The sequence below is a fragment of the Hymenobacter sp. YIM 151858-1 genome (genome assembly GCF_025979705.1).
GTDB lineage: Bacteria > Bacteroidota > Bacteroidia > Cytophagales > Hymenobacteraceae > Solirubrum.
Map to the genome: position 1 here is coordinate 4,028,808 of NZ_CP110136.1, position 14,293 is coordinate 4,043,100.

General features: G+C 58.0%; 15 protein-coding genes. 12 read left to right on the top strand and 3 right to left on the bottom strand.

What is annotated here, in order from left to right; translation table 11 throughout:
* The first annotated feature begins 7 nt into the window (after positions 1–7).
* The 12 genes from secY to OIS50_RS17945 all read left to right on the top strand — a co-directional run bounded on the left by secY (position 8) and on the right by OIS50_RS17945 (position 8,282).
* Complete coding sequence (gene secY / locus OIS50_RS17890; RefSeq protein ID WP_264691998.1) at positions 8–1,324, top strand: preprotein translocase subunit SecY; 1,317 nt, start codon at positions 8–10, stop codon at positions 1,322–1,324.
* A 2-nt stretch (positions 1,325–1,326) separates the two neighbouring features.
* Positions 1,327–2,133 carry a type I methionyl aminopeptidase gene (gene map / locus OIS50_RS17895; protein ID WP_264691999.1) on the top strand — a complete coding sequence of 269 codons (807 nt, stop codon included), beginning with the start codon at positions 1,327–1,329 and terminating at the stop codon, positions 2,131–2,133.
* Positions 2,111–2,329 carry a translation initiation factor IF-1 gene (gene infA, locus OIS50_RS17900; RefSeq protein ID WP_059072189.1) on the top strand — a complete coding sequence of 73 codons (219 nt, stop codon included), beginning with the start codon at positions 2,111–2,113 and terminating at the stop codon, positions 2,327–2,329. Before map ends, infA begins: the two co-directional genes overlap by 23 nt.
* 9 nt (positions 2,330–2,338) lie before the next feature.
* Entirely contained in the window at positions 2,339–2,455 is a 117-nt protein-coding gene (gene ykgO, locus OIS50_RS17905; protein WP_034256541.1) for a type B 50S ribosomal protein L36, read from the top strand.
* A gap of 22 nt (positions 2,456–2,477) precedes the next feature.
* Positions 2,478–2,855, top strand: coding sequence for a 30S ribosomal protein S13 (rpsM, locus tag OIS50_RS17910; RefSeq protein WP_264692000.1), 378 nt, complete (start codon positions 2,478–2,480; stop codon positions 2,853–2,855).
* 79 nt (positions 2,856–2,934) lie between these two features.
* On the top strand, positions 2,935–3,327 hold the full coding sequence (gene rpsK / locus OIS50_RS17915) for a 30S ribosomal protein S11 (RefSeq protein WP_119446002.1): 393 nt from the start codon (positions 2,935–2,937) through the stop codon (positions 3,325–3,327).
* A gap of 92 nt (positions 3,328–3,419) precedes the next feature.
* Entirely contained in the window at positions 3,420–4,025 is a 606-nt protein-coding gene (gene rpsD / locus OIS50_RS17920) for a 30S ribosomal protein S4 (protein ID WP_264692001.1), read from the top strand.
* 99 nt (positions 4,026–4,124) lie between these two features.
* The gene (locus tag OIS50_RS17925) at positions 4,125–5,114 is read left to right on the top strand and encodes a DNA-directed RNA polymerase subunit alpha (RefSeq protein ID WP_264692002.1); all 990 of its coding nucleotides are present in this window, start codon (positions 4,125–4,127) and stop codon (positions 5,112–5,114) included.
* A gap of 103 nt (positions 5,115–5,217) precedes the next feature.
* Positions 5,218–5,751 carry a 50S ribosomal protein L17 gene (gene rplQ, locus OIS50_RS17930; RefSeq protein WP_264692003.1) on the top strand — a complete coding sequence of 178 codons (534 nt, stop codon included), beginning with the start codon at positions 5,218–5,220 and terminating at the stop codon, positions 5,749–5,751.
* Positions 5,752–5,951: 200 nt separating this feature from the next.
* The gene (eno, locus tag OIS50_RS17935) at positions 5,952–7,223 is read left to right on the top strand and encodes a phosphopyruvate hydratase (RefSeq protein ID WP_264692004.1); all 1,272 of its coding nucleotides are present in this window, start codon (positions 5,952–5,954) and stop codon (positions 7,221–7,223) included.
* Between the two features lie 162 nt (positions 7,224–7,385).
* Positions 7,386–7,700 carry an FtsB family cell division protein gene (locus OIS50_RS17940; protein ID WP_264692005.1) on the top strand — a complete coding sequence of 105 codons (315 nt, stop codon included), beginning with the start codon at positions 7,386–7,388 and terminating at the stop codon, positions 7,698–7,700.
* Between the two features lie 243 nt (positions 7,701–7,943).
* A complete protein-coding gene (locus tag OIS50_RS17945) occupies positions 7,944–8,282 on the top strand; it encodes a hypothetical protein (RefSeq protein WP_264692006.1) in 339 nt (112 codons plus the stop codon).
* 25 nt (positions 8,283–8,307) lie between these two features.
* On the opposite strand, the gene OIS50_RS17950 is transcribed toward OIS50_RS17945, so the two are convergent.
* The 3 genes from OIS50_RS17950 to OIS50_RS17960 form a co-directional block, all read right to left on the bottom strand.
* On the bottom strand, positions 8,308–9,513 hold the full coding sequence (locus OIS50_RS17950; protein WP_264692007.1) for an anhydro-N-acetylmuramic acid kinase: 1,206 nt from the start codon (positions 9,511–9,513) through the stop codon (positions 8,308–8,310).
* An 84-nt stretch (positions 9,514–9,597) separates the two neighbouring features.
* On the bottom strand, positions 9,598–11,436 hold the full coding sequence (dnaK, locus tag OIS50_RS17955) for a molecular chaperone DnaK (RefSeq protein ID WP_264692008.1): 1,839 nt from the start codon (positions 11,434–11,436) through the stop codon (positions 9,598–9,600).
* Between the two features lie 314 nt (positions 11,437–11,750).
* Positions 11,751–14,117 (bottom strand): alpha-amylase family glycosyl hydrolase, encoded by a 2,367-nt coding sequence (locus OIS50_RS17960; protein WP_264692009.1) that lies wholly within the window; start codon positions 14,115–14,117, stop codon positions 11,751–11,753.
* Positions 14,118–14,293 lie beyond the last annotated feature (176 nt).

The window sequence follows — 14,293 nt, forward strand, 5'->3', positions numbered from 1 at the left end:
GCCGGCGATGAACAAGTTTATCACGACGATTAAGAACATTTTTGCGATTGAGGATCTGCGTACGCGGATTCTCAATACGCTTTTTTTCATCGCCATTTACCGGCTGGGTTCTTACGTTGTGCTGCCGGGCGTTGATCCGTCCCGTCTCGACAATAAGTCGGGCGGGATTTTCGGCATACTCGATACCCTGCTTGGTGGTGCGTTCAGTCACGCATCGATCTTCGCTTTGGGGATCATGCCTTATATCTCTGCTTCGATCGTATTGCAACTGCTAACAATTGCAGTGCCTTACTTTCAGAAATTGCAGAAGGAGGGAGAGTCTGGACGCAAAAAGATCAACCAATACACGCGCTTGCTCACAATTCCTATTGTGATGGCACAGTCTATTGGCTTTATCGCCACCATCAATCAGGATGCGCTCGTCAATCCGGGAATGTTCTTCACGGTTTCGACGATGATAATTCTCACCGCTGGCACACTCTTTTGTATGTGGCTCGGTGAAAAAATCACTGATAAAGGAATTGGCAACGGTATTTCCATGATCATTATGATCGGTATCGTTTCCCGTTTTCCTGGCGCCATTCTGGGTGAGGCTGCAGCCAAGGGCATGCGCGGCTCATTGATTTTCCTGATTGAGCTTGCTGTCCTGTTCTTTGTTGTGATGGGTGTTATCATCCTAACGCAGGCAGTTCGGCGCATACCTGTTCAATATGCCAAGCAAGTAGGCGGTGTTAGCCAGCTCAATGCTCAACGCCAGTTCATTCCTCTCAAGGTGAATGCAGCGGGGGTAATGCCGATCATCTTTGCTCAATCATTGATGTTCATTCCTGCTATCGTTGCTTCAGCTTGGCAACAGGACAGCGAAACAGCGACGTACATCGGTCAAAAGTTTTCGGACTATACCTCCTGGCAGTACAATCTGGTGTTCGGAATTCTAATAGTTCTGTTCACTTATTTCTATACTGCCATCAGCGTAAATCCGAAACAAATAGCCGACGATTTGAAGCGTAGTGGCGGTTTTGTCCCGGGTGTGAAGCCAGGCGACGCTACCTCTGAATACATCGACGAGGTGTTAACGCACATTACTCTTCCTGGTGCGCTGGCATTGGCTCTGATAGCAATCTTTCCGGCTATTGCATTGCTGTTTGGAGTTACTCGCCCCTTCTCTGCTTTTTACGGTGGCACTTCTCTTATCATCATGGTAGGTGTTGTGCTTGATACCATGAATCAGATAGAAAGCTATTTGCTCATGCGTCACTATGATGGTATGATGAAGACTGGCAAGCTGAAAGGTCGCACGCAAAACATTGCGTTGGCTTCCTAAGCATGATACTCTACAAGACCGAAGAGGAAATTGAAATGATTCGAGCCAGCGCTGATGTGCTGGCTCGAACTCATGGAGAAATTGCGGGCATGATCCGCGAAGGAATTACTACGCGCGAACTTGACCGTCGCGCCGAAGAGTTCATTCGGGACCATGGCGCGCTACCTTCATTTAAGGGGTACAATGACTTCCCGTTTAGCTTGTGCATCTCGCCGAACTCGGTGGTGGTGCACGGCTTTCCTGGCGACCATGTGCTCAAAAGTGGCGATGTTATCTCGGTAGACTGTGGCGTAAAGCTTAACGGTTATCATAGTGACAGCGCTTACACCTACCCGGTAGGGGAGGTTAAACCGGAAGTAACGGCTCTGCTCGAAGCCACCAAGCAATCATTGTATGAGGGCATAGAGCAGGCAGTAGCTGGCAACCGAATGGGTGATGTTGGCTACGCTATCCAGAACTACGTTGAAAAGCGCGGCTTTTCGGTGGTAAGGGAACTTGTAGGACACGGCATTGGTAAGAGCCTGCACGAGCGTCCGGAAGTCCCTAACTACGGCAAACGTGGGGCTGGCCTGAAACTGCAGAGCGGCCTGGTTATCGCGATTGAACCAATGGTGAATCTAGGAACCAAGTTTGTGGTGCAGGAAAAGGACGGCTGGACAATCCGGACCAAAGACCGGCAACCCTCGGCGCACTTCGAGCATACCGTGGTGGTTCGCCAAAACAAAGCGGAGATTTTAACCTCTTTCGCATACATAGAAAAAGCGTTACAGCAGACCTCGCAGCCTTATGGCCAAACAATCATCGATTGAGCAGGACGGTACCATCCTGGAAGCTTTGTCAAACGCCATGTTTCGTGTGGAACTGGAAAACGGGCACCAGGTAATTGCGCACATTTCCGGTAAAATGCGCATGCACTACATCAAGATTCTGCCTGGCGATAAGGTGAAGCTCGAAATGTCGCCCTACGATTTGTCGAAGGGCCGAATAGTTTACCGTTACAAATAAACCCCGGACATGAAAGTCAAAGCATCGGTTAAAAAGCGCAGCGCCGACTGCAAAGTGATCCGCCGTAAAGGGAAGCTTTACGTGATCAACAAGAAGAACCCCCGCTACAAGCAGCGTCAGGGTTAAGCAACACAAGCAATAGAAGAACATGGCACGTATTGCAGGGGTAGATATCCCGGACAAAAAGCGCGGCGAAATCGCCCTTACCTACATCTTTGGCATCGGTCGTTCGTCGGCTGCCGCTATCCTTACGAAAGCAGGTATTGACCTGAACAAGAAGGTAAGCGAGTGGACGGAAGCTGAGTCGGGTGAGATTCGTAGCATCATTGCTGCGGAGTACAAGACCGAAGGTGTGCTGCGCTCGGAAGTACAGCTCAACATCAAGCGTCTGATGGATATCGGTTGCTACCGTGGCCTCCGTCACCGCAAAGGGCTGCCGGTTCGGGGTCAGCGTACGAAGAACAATTCGCGCACCCGCAAAGGCAAACGGAAGACCGTTGCCGGCAAGAAGAAGGCTACCAAATAAATTTTAGCGGAAATCGGCAGCGGGCCTTCTCATTAATCCACTGCTGCCAACACCTTCCGCTCTTTTTTGCGATAACCAAATGGCACAAAAAAGAAAAGACAAAGCCAAGAAGCGCATCGTCCAGGTTGAAGCAACCGGTCAGGTGCACATCAAGGCTTCGTTCAACAACATCATCATCTCGGTTACGAACAACAACGGCCAGGTGATTTCGTGGGCTTCGGCCGGCAAAATGGGTTTCCGCGGTTCTAAAAAGAACACTCCCTATGCTGCCCAAACCGCTGCTCAGGACTGCGGTAAAGTAGCCTACGACCTAGGCATGCGCAAGTGCGAGGTATTCGTGAAAGGTCCGGGTGCTGGCCGTGAGTCGGCTATCCGTGCCTTCCAGAACCTGGGCATTGAGGTGACGACCATCCGCGACGTGACTCCGCTGCCGCACAACGGCTGCCGTCCGCCCAAACGTCGCCGCGTCTGAGTAACGGCAGACGCGTGGTTTCTGCCGCCCCGTGAGGGAGCCAGCGAAACCAGGCAGTTTTCTTTTCTCTTCAGAAAAATCACCTCTTTAGAATGGCACGTTATACCGGCCCTAAAACCAAGGTTGCCCGTCGCTTCGGGGAAGCCATTTTCGGCCCGAGCAAGGCACTCACCAAGAAAGCATATCCTCCGGGCCAGCACGGCCGCGGCCGCCGCAAGAAGCAGTCGGAATACGCCGTGCAGCTGATGGAGAAGCAAAAAGTAAAGTACCTCTACGGGGTACTGGAAAAGCAGTTCGCCAACCTGTTCGACAAAGCTGCTGGTAAGCCGGGTATCACCGGTGAAAACCTGCTGGCTTACCTCGAGCAGCGTCTGGACAACGTGGTATACCGTTTGGGCATTGCCCCGACGCGCCGCGCTGCTCGTCAGCTCGTTTCGCACAAGCACATCATCGTTGATGGTGAGGTGGTAAACATCCCTTCGTACCACGTTAAGCCGGGTTCGATTGTGGCTGTACGCGAAAAGTCGAAGTCGCTGGAGGCTATCGTGAACAGCCTGTCTGTTCGCAATGCCCGTCAGTTCGGCTGGCTGGAGTGGGATGCGAAAGAGTTTGCCGGTAAGGTAATCTCGACTCCCCAGCGCGACCAGATCCCCGAGAAAATCGAGGAGCAGCTGATCGTCGAGCTGTATTCGAAGTAATCCTGACTGCGAGCCGGCTGCTGCCCGAGAACTATCTTGGGCAGCAGCCGGCTCCTCTATGGTTTCTTCTTTCCTTCCAAATCCCTTACATCCGCATCTATGTCAATTCTCGCTTTTCAAATGCCGGAGAAAGTCGTGATGGAGAAATCCGACGACTTCTACGGAACGTTTGAGTTCAAACCGCTGGAGAAGGGTTACGGCGTGACGATCGGCAACGCGCTACGTCGCATTCTGCTGTCGTCGCTCGAGGGGTACGCGATTACCTCGGTACGCACGAGCAACGTGCTGCACGAGTTTCAGACCATTGAGGGGGTCATCGAAGACATGTCGGAAATTATTCTGAACCTGAAGCAAGTTCGGTTCAAGAAGATTAACGATGTAATCGAAGACAAAATCACGGTTCGCATCAGCGGCCAGGAATCCTTTGCTGCCGGCGATATTAACAAGTTCACCAACGGTTTCCAGGTGCTGAACCCGGACCTGGTGATTTGCAATATTGACCCCAGCACCTCGCTGGAGTTCGAGTTTACGGTTCAGAAGGGCCGTGGCTACGTACCTGCTGAGGAGAACAAGCCGGCTGACCAAGTATTTGGTCAGATTTCTATCGATGCCATCTTCACGCCGATCAAAAACGTGAAGTACAGCATCGAAAATACCCGTGTGGAGCAGAAGACCGACTACGAGAAACTGCTGCTCGAAATTCATACGGACGGCTCGATTCATCCGGAGGACGCGCTGAAAGGTGCTGCCAACATCCTGATCCAACACTTCATGTTGTTCTCGGACAACACGATGACCTTTGAGACGGCCAAGGCCGAGGAGGAGACCAGCGTGGACGAAGAGACGCTGCACATGCGGAAGGTTCTCAAGACCCCGCTGCAGGACATGGACCTGTCGGTACGTGCTTACAACTGCTTGAAGGCCGCCGATATCAAGACCCTCGGCGACCTGGTGCAGCTGGACCTGGCCGACATGATGAAGTTCCGCAACTTCGGTAAGAAGTCGCTGACCGAACTGGAGAACCTCGTTGAGGAAAAAGGCCTCCACTTTGGTATGGACGTGTCGCGGTTCCGCCTCGACGAAGAATAGCCTTCCATTTTTTAGTGTGCCCTAGGGGCGGCGGTTCAAATGTGGTTTCGGCCCGCCGTGGTCGCCGCCCGCAAGCACATCACCTTTATTTCTTAATTGTCCGATGAGACACGGTAAAAAAGACAATCACCTCGGCCGTACCACCGCTCACCGCGGTGCAATGCTGTCGAACATGGCTTCGTCGCTGATCCTGCACAAGCGCATCACGACGACTACTGCCAAGGCGAAAGAACTACGCAAGTACGTTGAGCCGCTGCTGACCCGCTCGAAAGAAGACACGACGCACTCGCGCCGCATGGTATTCGCCGAGCTGCAGAACAAAGAGTCGATTAAGGAGCTGTTTGGTGAAGTGGCTGGCAAAATTGCCAACCGTCCCGGTGGCTACACCCGCATCATCAAGCTGAGCGCCGGCCGTGCTGGTGACAACGCCGACATGTGCATCATCGAGCTGGTTGACTACAACGAAGCTCTGCTGGAAGCCAAGAACGCTGGCGCCGCTAAAGCAACGACCCGTCGTTCGCGCCGCGGTGGCAAGAAAGCCGAAGGTGCTGCAACGCCTGCTGCTACCACCGAAGCTACTCCTGCTACGGAAGCTCCGGCTGCTGATGCTGCTTCGACTGAAGAAGCTGCTTCGTAAGCAAAGCCAGTTATCGGAAAAGGGGCACCCAGCATTGGGTGCCCCTTTTCTTTTGCCCTAGGTGCCAAGCTAAACCCGCGTAGGGGCAGCCAGCAAAAGGTGAATTGAGTACCTTGCCGCCCGGTAGGCAAGCATGCCGCAAGCGCACTTGCTTACAAGGGACTGATCAAACACCTTTTCACCTTTCACCTTTCCTGCATATGAGCATTATCGCCGCCATCAACGCCCGGCAAATCTTCGACTCGCGTGGTAACCCGACTGTGGAGGTAGACGTGACCACCGACAACGGCGTGGTAGGCCGTGCTGCGGTGCCATCGGGCGCTTCTACCGGTAAGCACGAAGCTGTGGAGCTGCGCGACGACGATAAGTCGAAATACATGGGTAAGGGCGTGCTGAAGGCGGTTGAGAACGTCAACAGCAAGATTGCCGAAGAGCTGGTGGGCTTCTCGGTGTACGAGCAAAGCCTGCTCGACAAGATCATGCTGGAGCTCGATGGCACGCCGAACAAGGCAACCCTAGGTGCCAATGCCATTTTGGGCGTGTCGCTGGCTATTGCCCGGGCCGCAGCCCAGGAGGCCGGTATGCCGCTGTACCGCTACGTGGGCGGCGTAAACGCCTCGACGCTGCCGGTGCCCATGATGAATATCCTGAACGGCGGTTCGCACGCCGACAACTCGATCGACTTCCAGGAGTTCATGGTTATGCCGGTGGGCGCCGAGTCGTTCACGGAGGCGCTGCGCTGGGGTTCGGAAATTTTCCACCACTTGAAGAACGTGCTGAAGAAGCAGGGCCTGAGCACCAACGTGGGCGACGAAGGCGGGTTCGCACCGAACATCAAGTCGAACGAGGCGGCTATTGAGGTAGTACTGCAGGCCATTGAGGCCGCCGGCTACAAGCCTGGCGACGACGTGATGATTGCGCTGGATGCCGCTGCTTCGGAATTCTACTCCGATGGTCATTACCACTTCAAGAAGAGCACGGGCGACAAGCTGACGTCGTCGGAAATGGCTTCGTACTGGGCCGATTGGACGCGCCGCTACCCGATCATCAGCATTGAGGATGGCCTTGATGAGGACGACTGGGCTGGTTGGAAGCAGCTAACCGATGAGGTTGGCCAAAACGTGCAGCTGGTGGGCGACGACCTGTTCGTAACGAACGTGAAGCGCATTCAGGAAGGCATTGAGAAGGGTGTGGCCAACGCTATCCTGATCAAGGTAAACCAGATTGGTTCGCTCACCGAAACCATCGACGCCATCAACCTGGGCCGCCGTCATCAGTACAAGAGCATCATGTCGCACCGTTCGGGCGAAACCGAGGACAACACCATTGCCGACCTGGCCGTGGCGCTGAACACGGGCCAGATCAAGACGGGTTCGATGTCGCGCTCCGACCGCATGGCTAAGTACAACCAGCTGCTGCGCATCGAGCAGGAGCTTGGCGAAGTGGCTTACTTCCCTGGCCGCAACATGTAATTTGCCGGGTAGCCTGCCGAGGCTAGCGCGAGGCCGCAGATCCTTCGGGAGCTGCGGCCTCGTTGTTTGCCGGCCTAGGTGATTTGTGCCCTGGCAGCGCAAGGGGTTAAATAATCCGGTGCGGCGGCCAAGGCAGCCCGTAACAGTATTTATCTTTGAGTTATGGCTCTCCCCGACGTACTTGACCGTGTACCGCGTTTCCTGCGCAGCTTTTACTTTCTGACCGGGATGACCTTTCTGGTGTGGATGACGCTTTTTGACGGCAACGACCTGCTGAAACAGTACGAGATGTACGACAAGTGGCGGGAGCTGCAGGTGCAAAAGGAGTACTACACCGGGAAAATTGCCGAGGTAAAGAAAGACCGCGCCGAGTTGCTCAGCAGCCCCGAAATGCTCGAAAAGTTTGCCCGCGAAAAGTACGTGATGAAGCGCCCCGGCGAGGACGTGTTCGTGCTGGTGCCGCAGGAAGAGGAATAAGCCTAAAGGCCACCACGCCCAAGGGGTAAAGCACGGTACCAAGCCGTGCTTTTCTGTTTAATAAGCATTTATGGCAGGTACCGGGCGTTATCAGGCATAGCTATTGCGTTGGCATACTCCATGAGGCAGTACACAAACACAAAGCCGCGCCGGCGGCGCTGGGTGGCGGTAGTAGCTCTAATGCTGCTGTCGAGTACAGCAGCGTGGGCCGGCCCGTCGCAATTGCAGATAGCGCGGCAGTTTTTGCTGGCAGTACTCAGCGGTAAGTACGATGAGGCCTACCGGCTGCTGGCTCCGGAAGTACAGGCCGGCGTAAGCCCGGCACGCTTTCGGACTGCGGCTGAACCCATTTACCGGCAGGGGCAGCAGCGGGGCGCGCGCATCGATTTGTACCGCCTGGGGCTGCGCATTGGGGATGATGACCAAGTGCGCTGGTTTTATGCGTTTAGCTTCAAGAGCGACTCGCTGGTGAAAGTCCCACAGCAGCTCGACGTAACCTTCCGCGACTCGGCTGCTACCGGCGTGCTGGAGTTCAGGATGGTGCCTGCAGCCGCCGACGGCCCCTCGGCCCGCCCTAGGTAGCAGCGGCCCGCCGAGCGTTGGGCAGCTAGCCCGGCAACGAGATTTTGCCCATGTGCACCGCCGGCACGCGTTGGCGCCCCGAGCCCATGGCTACTCCGGAACCCGCCAGGGTTTCGTTGGCCAACACAGCGAATAGCACGGCTTCTTTGGCATCGGGGGCTACGCCTAGGTGCTGCGTGTCGGCAAAGCGGCAAAGGGGCAGCCGCTGCCTGATAGCGGCCATCAGAGTGGGGTTGTGCATGCCCCCACCGCTGGCGTACACGGCCGCCGCTGGCTTGGGCCCAAAAGCTTGCTGGGTGGCCCGGGCAACGCCTTCGGCACTGAACTCGGTAAGCGTTGCCAGCAGATCGGTAGGGGAGAGGGACGCGGTGCCGCTGCGTTGCTGGGCAGCCCGCACATAAGTTGGGTTGAACAGCTCGGGGCCCGTGGTTTTGGGCAACTCAGCCGCGAAAAAGGGATGATCGAGCAAAGCCCGGAGCAACTCCGGGTTGGAGGTGCCCGCGCCGGCAAAGCGGCCATCGGGGTCGTAGCTGTGCTCGGGGTACAGCTCGCGCACGAATGCATCGAGCAGCGTATTGCCCGGGCCGACATCGGTGCTGAATACGGCCGCGGCATCGAGCGAGGCAGGCAGGTAGGTAAAGTTGGCAATGCCGCCTAGGTTCAGCAGCAGCCGATCTTCGGAAGAGCTGGAGAAAAGCAGATAATCGCCGTACACGGCCAACGGCGCCCCTTCGCCGCCGGCCGCCACGTGTTTCTGCCGGAAGTCGCTGAGCGTAATGATGCCCGTGCGCACGGCCACATGGTCGCCGTCGGCGAGCTGCAGGGTGGCGTTGTGCGGGTACTCGGGCCGGCGGTGCTGGTGCTCGGGCGCGTGGTACACGGTTTGGCCGTGGCTGGCTACGGCATCGACTTCGGCAGGGCTGATGCCCCAACTGTGCAGGCATTCGAGCACCAGCTGGCCGTGCAAGGTGCCTAGCCAGGCATTCAGCAGCGTCAGCTCTTCCAACGACACCTCGGCCCGCGCAAATACCCGCCGGATGCGCGTGCGGACGTCATCGGGGTAGGGCACGGTGGCAAACTGCTCCAACGTGAGGCGCGTGGCCGGTCCGCTGCCTACGAGGTGGCACAGCGCCACGTCGAGGCCATCGAGCGAGGTGCCCGACATCAGGCCGATAATGCGGCGGCCAGGTTGCTGGGCGACTTGGCAGAGGCGGGCGAGGTGCGGGTTCATGGAGCTAAAATAAGGCTGCAGAAACACCGGAGGCGCCGCAGCAACCGCCGCGGCGCCTCCGGCGCTTTCGAGGCGTGCCTGTGCCTAGATAATTTTCTTGCCCGACATAGCCTGCTTGATGCTGATCTGCATCACGCGTTCGGCGAAGGGGCGGGTAAGCTCTTCGAGCTCATCCACGGCGCGGTAAATGGCGTCTTTGTCCCCCGAGCCAAGCACCGAGCGTAGGGCATCGGCTTTCTGGCGCGTTTGGCTGATTTCCGCTTCGGTGAGGTGCTGGCCGTTGTTGTGCACAAACCGATCAACCTGATACAGCATTTGCTCGGCAGCGGTGCGGGCTTCGATTACCATCCGCGCCGCTACGTCGTCTTTGGCGTGGGTCAGCGAGTCCATCAGCATCTGCTCTACTTGGTCGTCGGTGAGGCCGTACTGGGGCTTTACCTCAATGCTTTGCTTGATGCCCGAACGCAGCTCAATGGCTTCTACTTTCAGAATGCCGTCGGCGTTCAGAATGAAGTTTACGTCGATTTTGGGCAGGCCGGCGGGCATGGCCGGGATGCCGCGCAGGTCGAACTCGGCCAGCTTGCGGTTTTCGCGCACCAAATCCCGCTCGCCCTGGAACACCGAAATCTTCATGTTCACCTGCCCATCCACGGAGGTGGTGTACTGGCGGCCGGCTTTGGTCGGAATCTTGGAGTTGCGCGGAATGATGGGGTCCATCAGCCCGCCCATGGTTTCGATACCTAGGGTCAGCGGCGTAACGTCGAGCAGCAGAATGTCGCGGCGGTTGCCGGCCAGGATGTCGGCCTGAATGGCGGCACCTAGGGCCACCACCTCGTCGGGGTTAAGCGAGTTGTTGGCTTGCTGACCGAAGAACTCCGATACCGAGTCGAACACCAGCGGCACGCGCGTAGAGCCGCCTACCAGCAGCACGGCGTCGAGCTTATCGGCCGTAAGCTTGGCATCGGCCAGGGCCTGGCGGCACGAATCGATGGTACGCGCTACGAGCGGCTGAATGAGTTGGTTGAACTCGGCACGGGTGAGCGTAAGGTTTACGTCGGCGTTCAGCGCGGCGCCAAACACCTCTTCCTGGCTGAGGTGGCGCTTGGCTTGCTCGGCCATCAGGCGCAGGCGCTGTTTCAGGAGCGAGTCCTGCTGCACGGCGCCCTGCAGCTCGTGGCGGTGCACCCAGTGGTTTACCACCACGCGGTCGAAGTCGTCGCCGCCTAGGTAGGTGTCGCCGTTGGTGCTCAGCACCTCAAAAATGCCCTGGTGCAGGCTCAGGATGCTGATGTCGAAGGTACCGCCGCCTAGGTCGTACACGGCCACGGTTTTCTCCTCCTCGGGCGAGAGGCCGATGCCGTAAGCCAGCGCGGCCGCCGTGGGCTCGTTTACGATGCGCAGCACCTCCAGGCCCGCGAGGCGGCCGGCATCGCGCGTGGCTTGGCGCTGCGAGTCGTTGAAGTAAGCCGGTACGGTAATTACGGCTTTGTTGACGGGCGTTTTGAGCGAGTGCTCGGCGCGGGCCCGCAGCTCTTTCAGGATTTCGGCCGACAGCTCGATAGGGGAGTAGAAGCGGTCTTGCACCCGAATCTTCACCAGGCCTTCGGTGTCGTCGTCGATAACCTTGTAGCCCAGCTCGCCGGCGTGGTTGCCCAGGTCGCGGTACGATTTGCCGAGCAGGCGCTTCACCGAGTAGATAGTGCGCTCGGGGTCGGTTTCGAGGTAGCCTTTGGCATCGTTGCCTACCACGGGCGCCGAGCCATCGGCCGGGAAATGCACCACCGACGGCACGATGGTGCCGCGGCCCTGGTCGTTGATGGCATTGGGTTGCCGCGACTCGGGGTGGATGTACGCAACAAGGCTATTGGTAGTACCTAGATCGATGCCGACGATAATCTCTTCCTGCTGAAGAGAGCCAGTCATTAGGTTGATGGAAACTTTGGCCATAGGAGTGCTCAGAACGCAGCTCAGCTAAAGGAGCTGAAGCGCCGGGGGCGCAAAAGTACAACGGAAAAGCCCGCGGGGCAGGGCTGCACCACCGCGCGGCTGCAAGGATATTCGGGGTACAACAAGCCGAGCTGCACCGTGGTTGCAACCCGCCTAGGTGCTTTGCCTGTTACGGCACCCGCGCACCTAGGGCTATGGCCGGGCTGCAGCAGTGGGCCAGCTGATGATAGAAGCACACAAAAAAGCCCCAACCACGCTGGTTGGGGCTTTTGCTTAGCTTAAGGCAGCAGTTACTTCACTACCAACTTACGCGTGAGGTTCAGCTCGGGCACCGTGATAGTATACAAGCCGCCGGGCAGCTGCTTGGCGGGCAGCACGCGGGTGGTGTTGGAGCCGGGGTAGAGCTTCATGCCCTGCTGGTGCACCAGGCGGCCCGTTACGTCGAGCACGCGCAGGTTCACGTCTTGCTCGGTGCCGGTGGTCATCGTCACCTCGATGTGGTCGGCGGCAGCGGGGTTGGGGTAAATCTCGAGGTTATTAGCCAACGCCGGGGTTGCCTCGGTGCTGCCAGCGGTGCCGCGGGCGGCCGTAGCCGTGTTGATGGTGGCCGGCGCCGTGTACGTTACCTTGATGAACGCCTTCTGCGCGGGGTTGGTGGTGGCGTTCTGGCGGGCCCGAATAGTCAGCCAACCATCGGCCGTGGGCGTGTAGGTGCCTGTGAGGGTGCCCGTGCCCGAGCGGCTGCTTACCAGCGTGCCGGCCGAGTTGTAAATGCCCGCTACCAGCGAGTAAGCGCCGTTGGCGGGGTACAGCGTGTACGTCACGGTTTTGTTGGCGCCCACGTAAATGCGGCCGGCCGTACGCCATGCCGTGGAGCCCGCGGGCAATTGGCCGCCTTGGCCCAACGAGCGGGTGTCACGGTCGCCTAGGTCGTCGGCCAGTTCCCACTCCTGGGTAGTGGCCAGCGCCGGGCGCGAGTAGTTGGTGCTGGCGTTTACGGGCGCCCATACCGAGTAGCCGCGGCGGCCACCGGCAGCCGTGCCGTTACAGGGCGGCGTGTTAATGGCTACCGTTTGCGAAGCGCTTACCGTAACCGTTGCCGTGCCATTGGCACCGGAGTAGTCTTTCAGCACCGTGCCGGGGGCAAAGTCGCACGACACGGTGTTGTTTTGCCAGGCCGAGAAGTTGTCGTTGATGCCGATGATGGCTTTGGTGCTGCGCTCAATCACCAAGTGGTCGGCGGCCTGCCAGCGCACCTTGTAAGCACCGTCCTTGAAGCGCAGGTTCTGGTGGCACCAGATCAGGTTCTCGAGGTCGGAGCGGGTGGGCAGGTCGGCGGTGCTGGTGGGGCGGTGCGAGTAGCGTTTGCCCGTGCTGCCCACGTTAAACAAGTCTTCAAAGAAGATTTGCGGCGAGCCGTCGAGCGCCAAAGCCGCGGCGTACGTGGCTGAGAGGCGCGGGTCGAACGGATCGATGTGCGGGGCCAGCTCCGAGCCGGTGTTCCAGCCGGTGTAGTTGCCCGTCGAGCCTACCTGCGGCCGGAACGTGTCGTGGTTGTTCACGAAGGGCACCGTGCGGTGCACGTACTGGCCGCCCTGATACACCACGCGGCGGCCTTGCTGGTAGCCCGGCAACGAACCGATATCGAAGTTGCCGCCGCCGCTCACGATGTTGTAGAGGCCGTTGCGCAGCGAGAAATCGAAGGTGCCGGCGCGGTCTTGCACGTCAGTACACCACTGATCGAGCTGGGCCGAGCCGCCTACCCATTCGCCTACGGCAAACATGGCGGCCCCGCCGTTGGCCCAACCAGCGTTGGCTTGCAGGTTGTACAGGAAATCCTCGGTAGCGAAAGCCGGGAAGTGCTTCACTGCATCCAAACGTACGCCATCAAAGCCCACCTGCTTCTTGTACCAAATCATCCAATTCCGCGCCTGGGTGCGCATGTAATCGGCGCTTTGGGCCGGGTTGAAGGTGGCGTTGGAGCTTTGCCCGTACGAGCCGTTGTAGAAGCTCACGTCGGGCCCGAAGTACACGGCGTTCAGGTCGCCGGAGGTAGAGTTGTTGCCGGGGTTGGGGTTGAAGTTCTGCCAGTTCTTAGGCCAGCGGCCCGAGCGGGCCAGGTAGTTGGCGGCATCCTCGGCCGTGGCCGGCGAGTTATACGAAACGTAGCGGAAGTTCTTGTACTTGCTGGTGGTGTAGTCTTCCCAGGCAGCGGGGTCCTGGCCACCGGCGCCGGTGCTCGAGCCAGCGCCGTCGACGTGGTTAAGCACCACATCCTGCACTACCTCAATGCCGTTGGCGTGCAGCACGGCCACCATGCGCAGCAGCTCGTCTTTGGTGCCCATGCGCGTGGCCACAAAGCCCTTTTGGTATTTGTCGCCCAGGTCGTAATGGTCGAAGGGCGAGTAACCATTGCCTTGGTTGCCATTCTTAATCGTGGGCGGAATCCAGACGGCGTCAACGCCCATGGCCTTCAGGCGGGGTGCCAGCTCGGCTAGGTAGTTAGCCCAGCCGTTGGGGTAGTTGGAGTTCCAGTAATCCCACCAGAAACCTTGCAGGACAACTTTTTGAGCTTGAGCCGGCTGGCCTGCCAACAAGGCAAAGCCAACCGTAAGCAGCGCCCCCAGGCGGGAGGCTGCGCGCCACATTTTCAGCATGCGAGTAGAGGTGTTTGGGAATGGTGAAGGGAAGGTGGAAATGGACAAAACGCGGATGAGGCGGGGCGAAAGTTGCGTAATACTTTTAGCTTAAGCAAACGATTGCGGACGCTTTCAGCAACCGTTTGCAGAACCAGGCCGGGCAACGCCTAGGAATTATTACCAACACTTGCTTG

What these genes read in the sequence shown, in the direction of transcription:
- secY (WP_264691998.1), top strand. Translation starts at nt 8, where the DNA reads ATGAACAAGTTTATCACGACGATTAAGAACATTTTTGCGATTGAGGAT.
- map (WP_264691999.1), top strand. Translation starts at nt 1,327, where the DNA reads ATGATACTCTACAAGACCGAAGAGGAAATTGAAATGATTCGAGCCAGC.
- infA (WP_059072189.1), top strand. Translation starts at nt 2,111, where the DNA reads ATGGCCAAACAATCATCGATTGAGCAGGACGGTACCATCCTGGAAGCT.
- ykgO (WP_034256541.1), top strand. Translation starts at nt 2,339, where the DNA reads ATGAAAGTCAAAGCATCGGTTAAAAAGCGCAGCGCCGACTGCAAAGTG.
- rpsM (WP_264692000.1), top strand. Translation starts at nt 2,478, where the DNA reads ATGGCACGTATTGCAGGGGTAGATATCCCGGACAAAAAGCGCGGCGAA.
- rpsK (WP_119446002.1), top strand. Translation starts at nt 2,935, where the DNA reads ATGGCACAAAAAAGAAAAGACAAAGCCAAGAAGCGCATCGTCCAGGTT.
- rpsD (WP_264692001.1), top strand. Translation starts at nt 3,420, where the DNA reads ATGGCACGTTATACCGGCCCTAAAACCAAGGTTGCCCGTCGCTTCGGG.
- OIS50_RS17925 (WP_264692002.1), top strand. Translation starts at nt 4,125, where the DNA reads ATGTCAATTCTCGCTTTTCAAATGCCGGAGAAAGTCGTGATGGAGAAA.
- rplQ (WP_264692003.1), top strand. Translation starts at nt 5,218, where the DNA reads ATGAGACACGGTAAAAAAGACAATCACCTCGGCCGTACCACCGCTCAC.
- eno (WP_264692004.1), top strand. Translation starts at nt 5,952, where the DNA reads ATGAGCATTATCGCCGCCATCAACGCCCGGCAAATCTTCGACTCGCGT.
- OIS50_RS17940 (WP_264692005.1), top strand. Translation starts at nt 7,386, where the DNA reads ATGGCTCTCCCCGACGTACTTGACCGTGTACCGCGTTTCCTGCGCAGC.
- OIS50_RS17950 (WP_264692007.1), bottom strand. Translation starts at nt 9,513, where the DNA reads ATGAACCCGCACCTCGCCCGCCTCTGCCAAGTCGCCCAGCAACCTGGC.
- dnaK (WP_264692008.1), bottom strand. Translation starts at nt 11,436, where the DNA reads ATGACTGGCTCTCTTCAGCAGGAAGAGATTATCGTCGGCATCGATCTA.
- OIS50_RS17960 (WP_264692009.1), bottom strand. Translation starts at nt 14,117, where the DNA reads ATGCTGAAAATGTGGCGCGCAGCCTCCCGCCTGGGGGCGCTGCTTACG.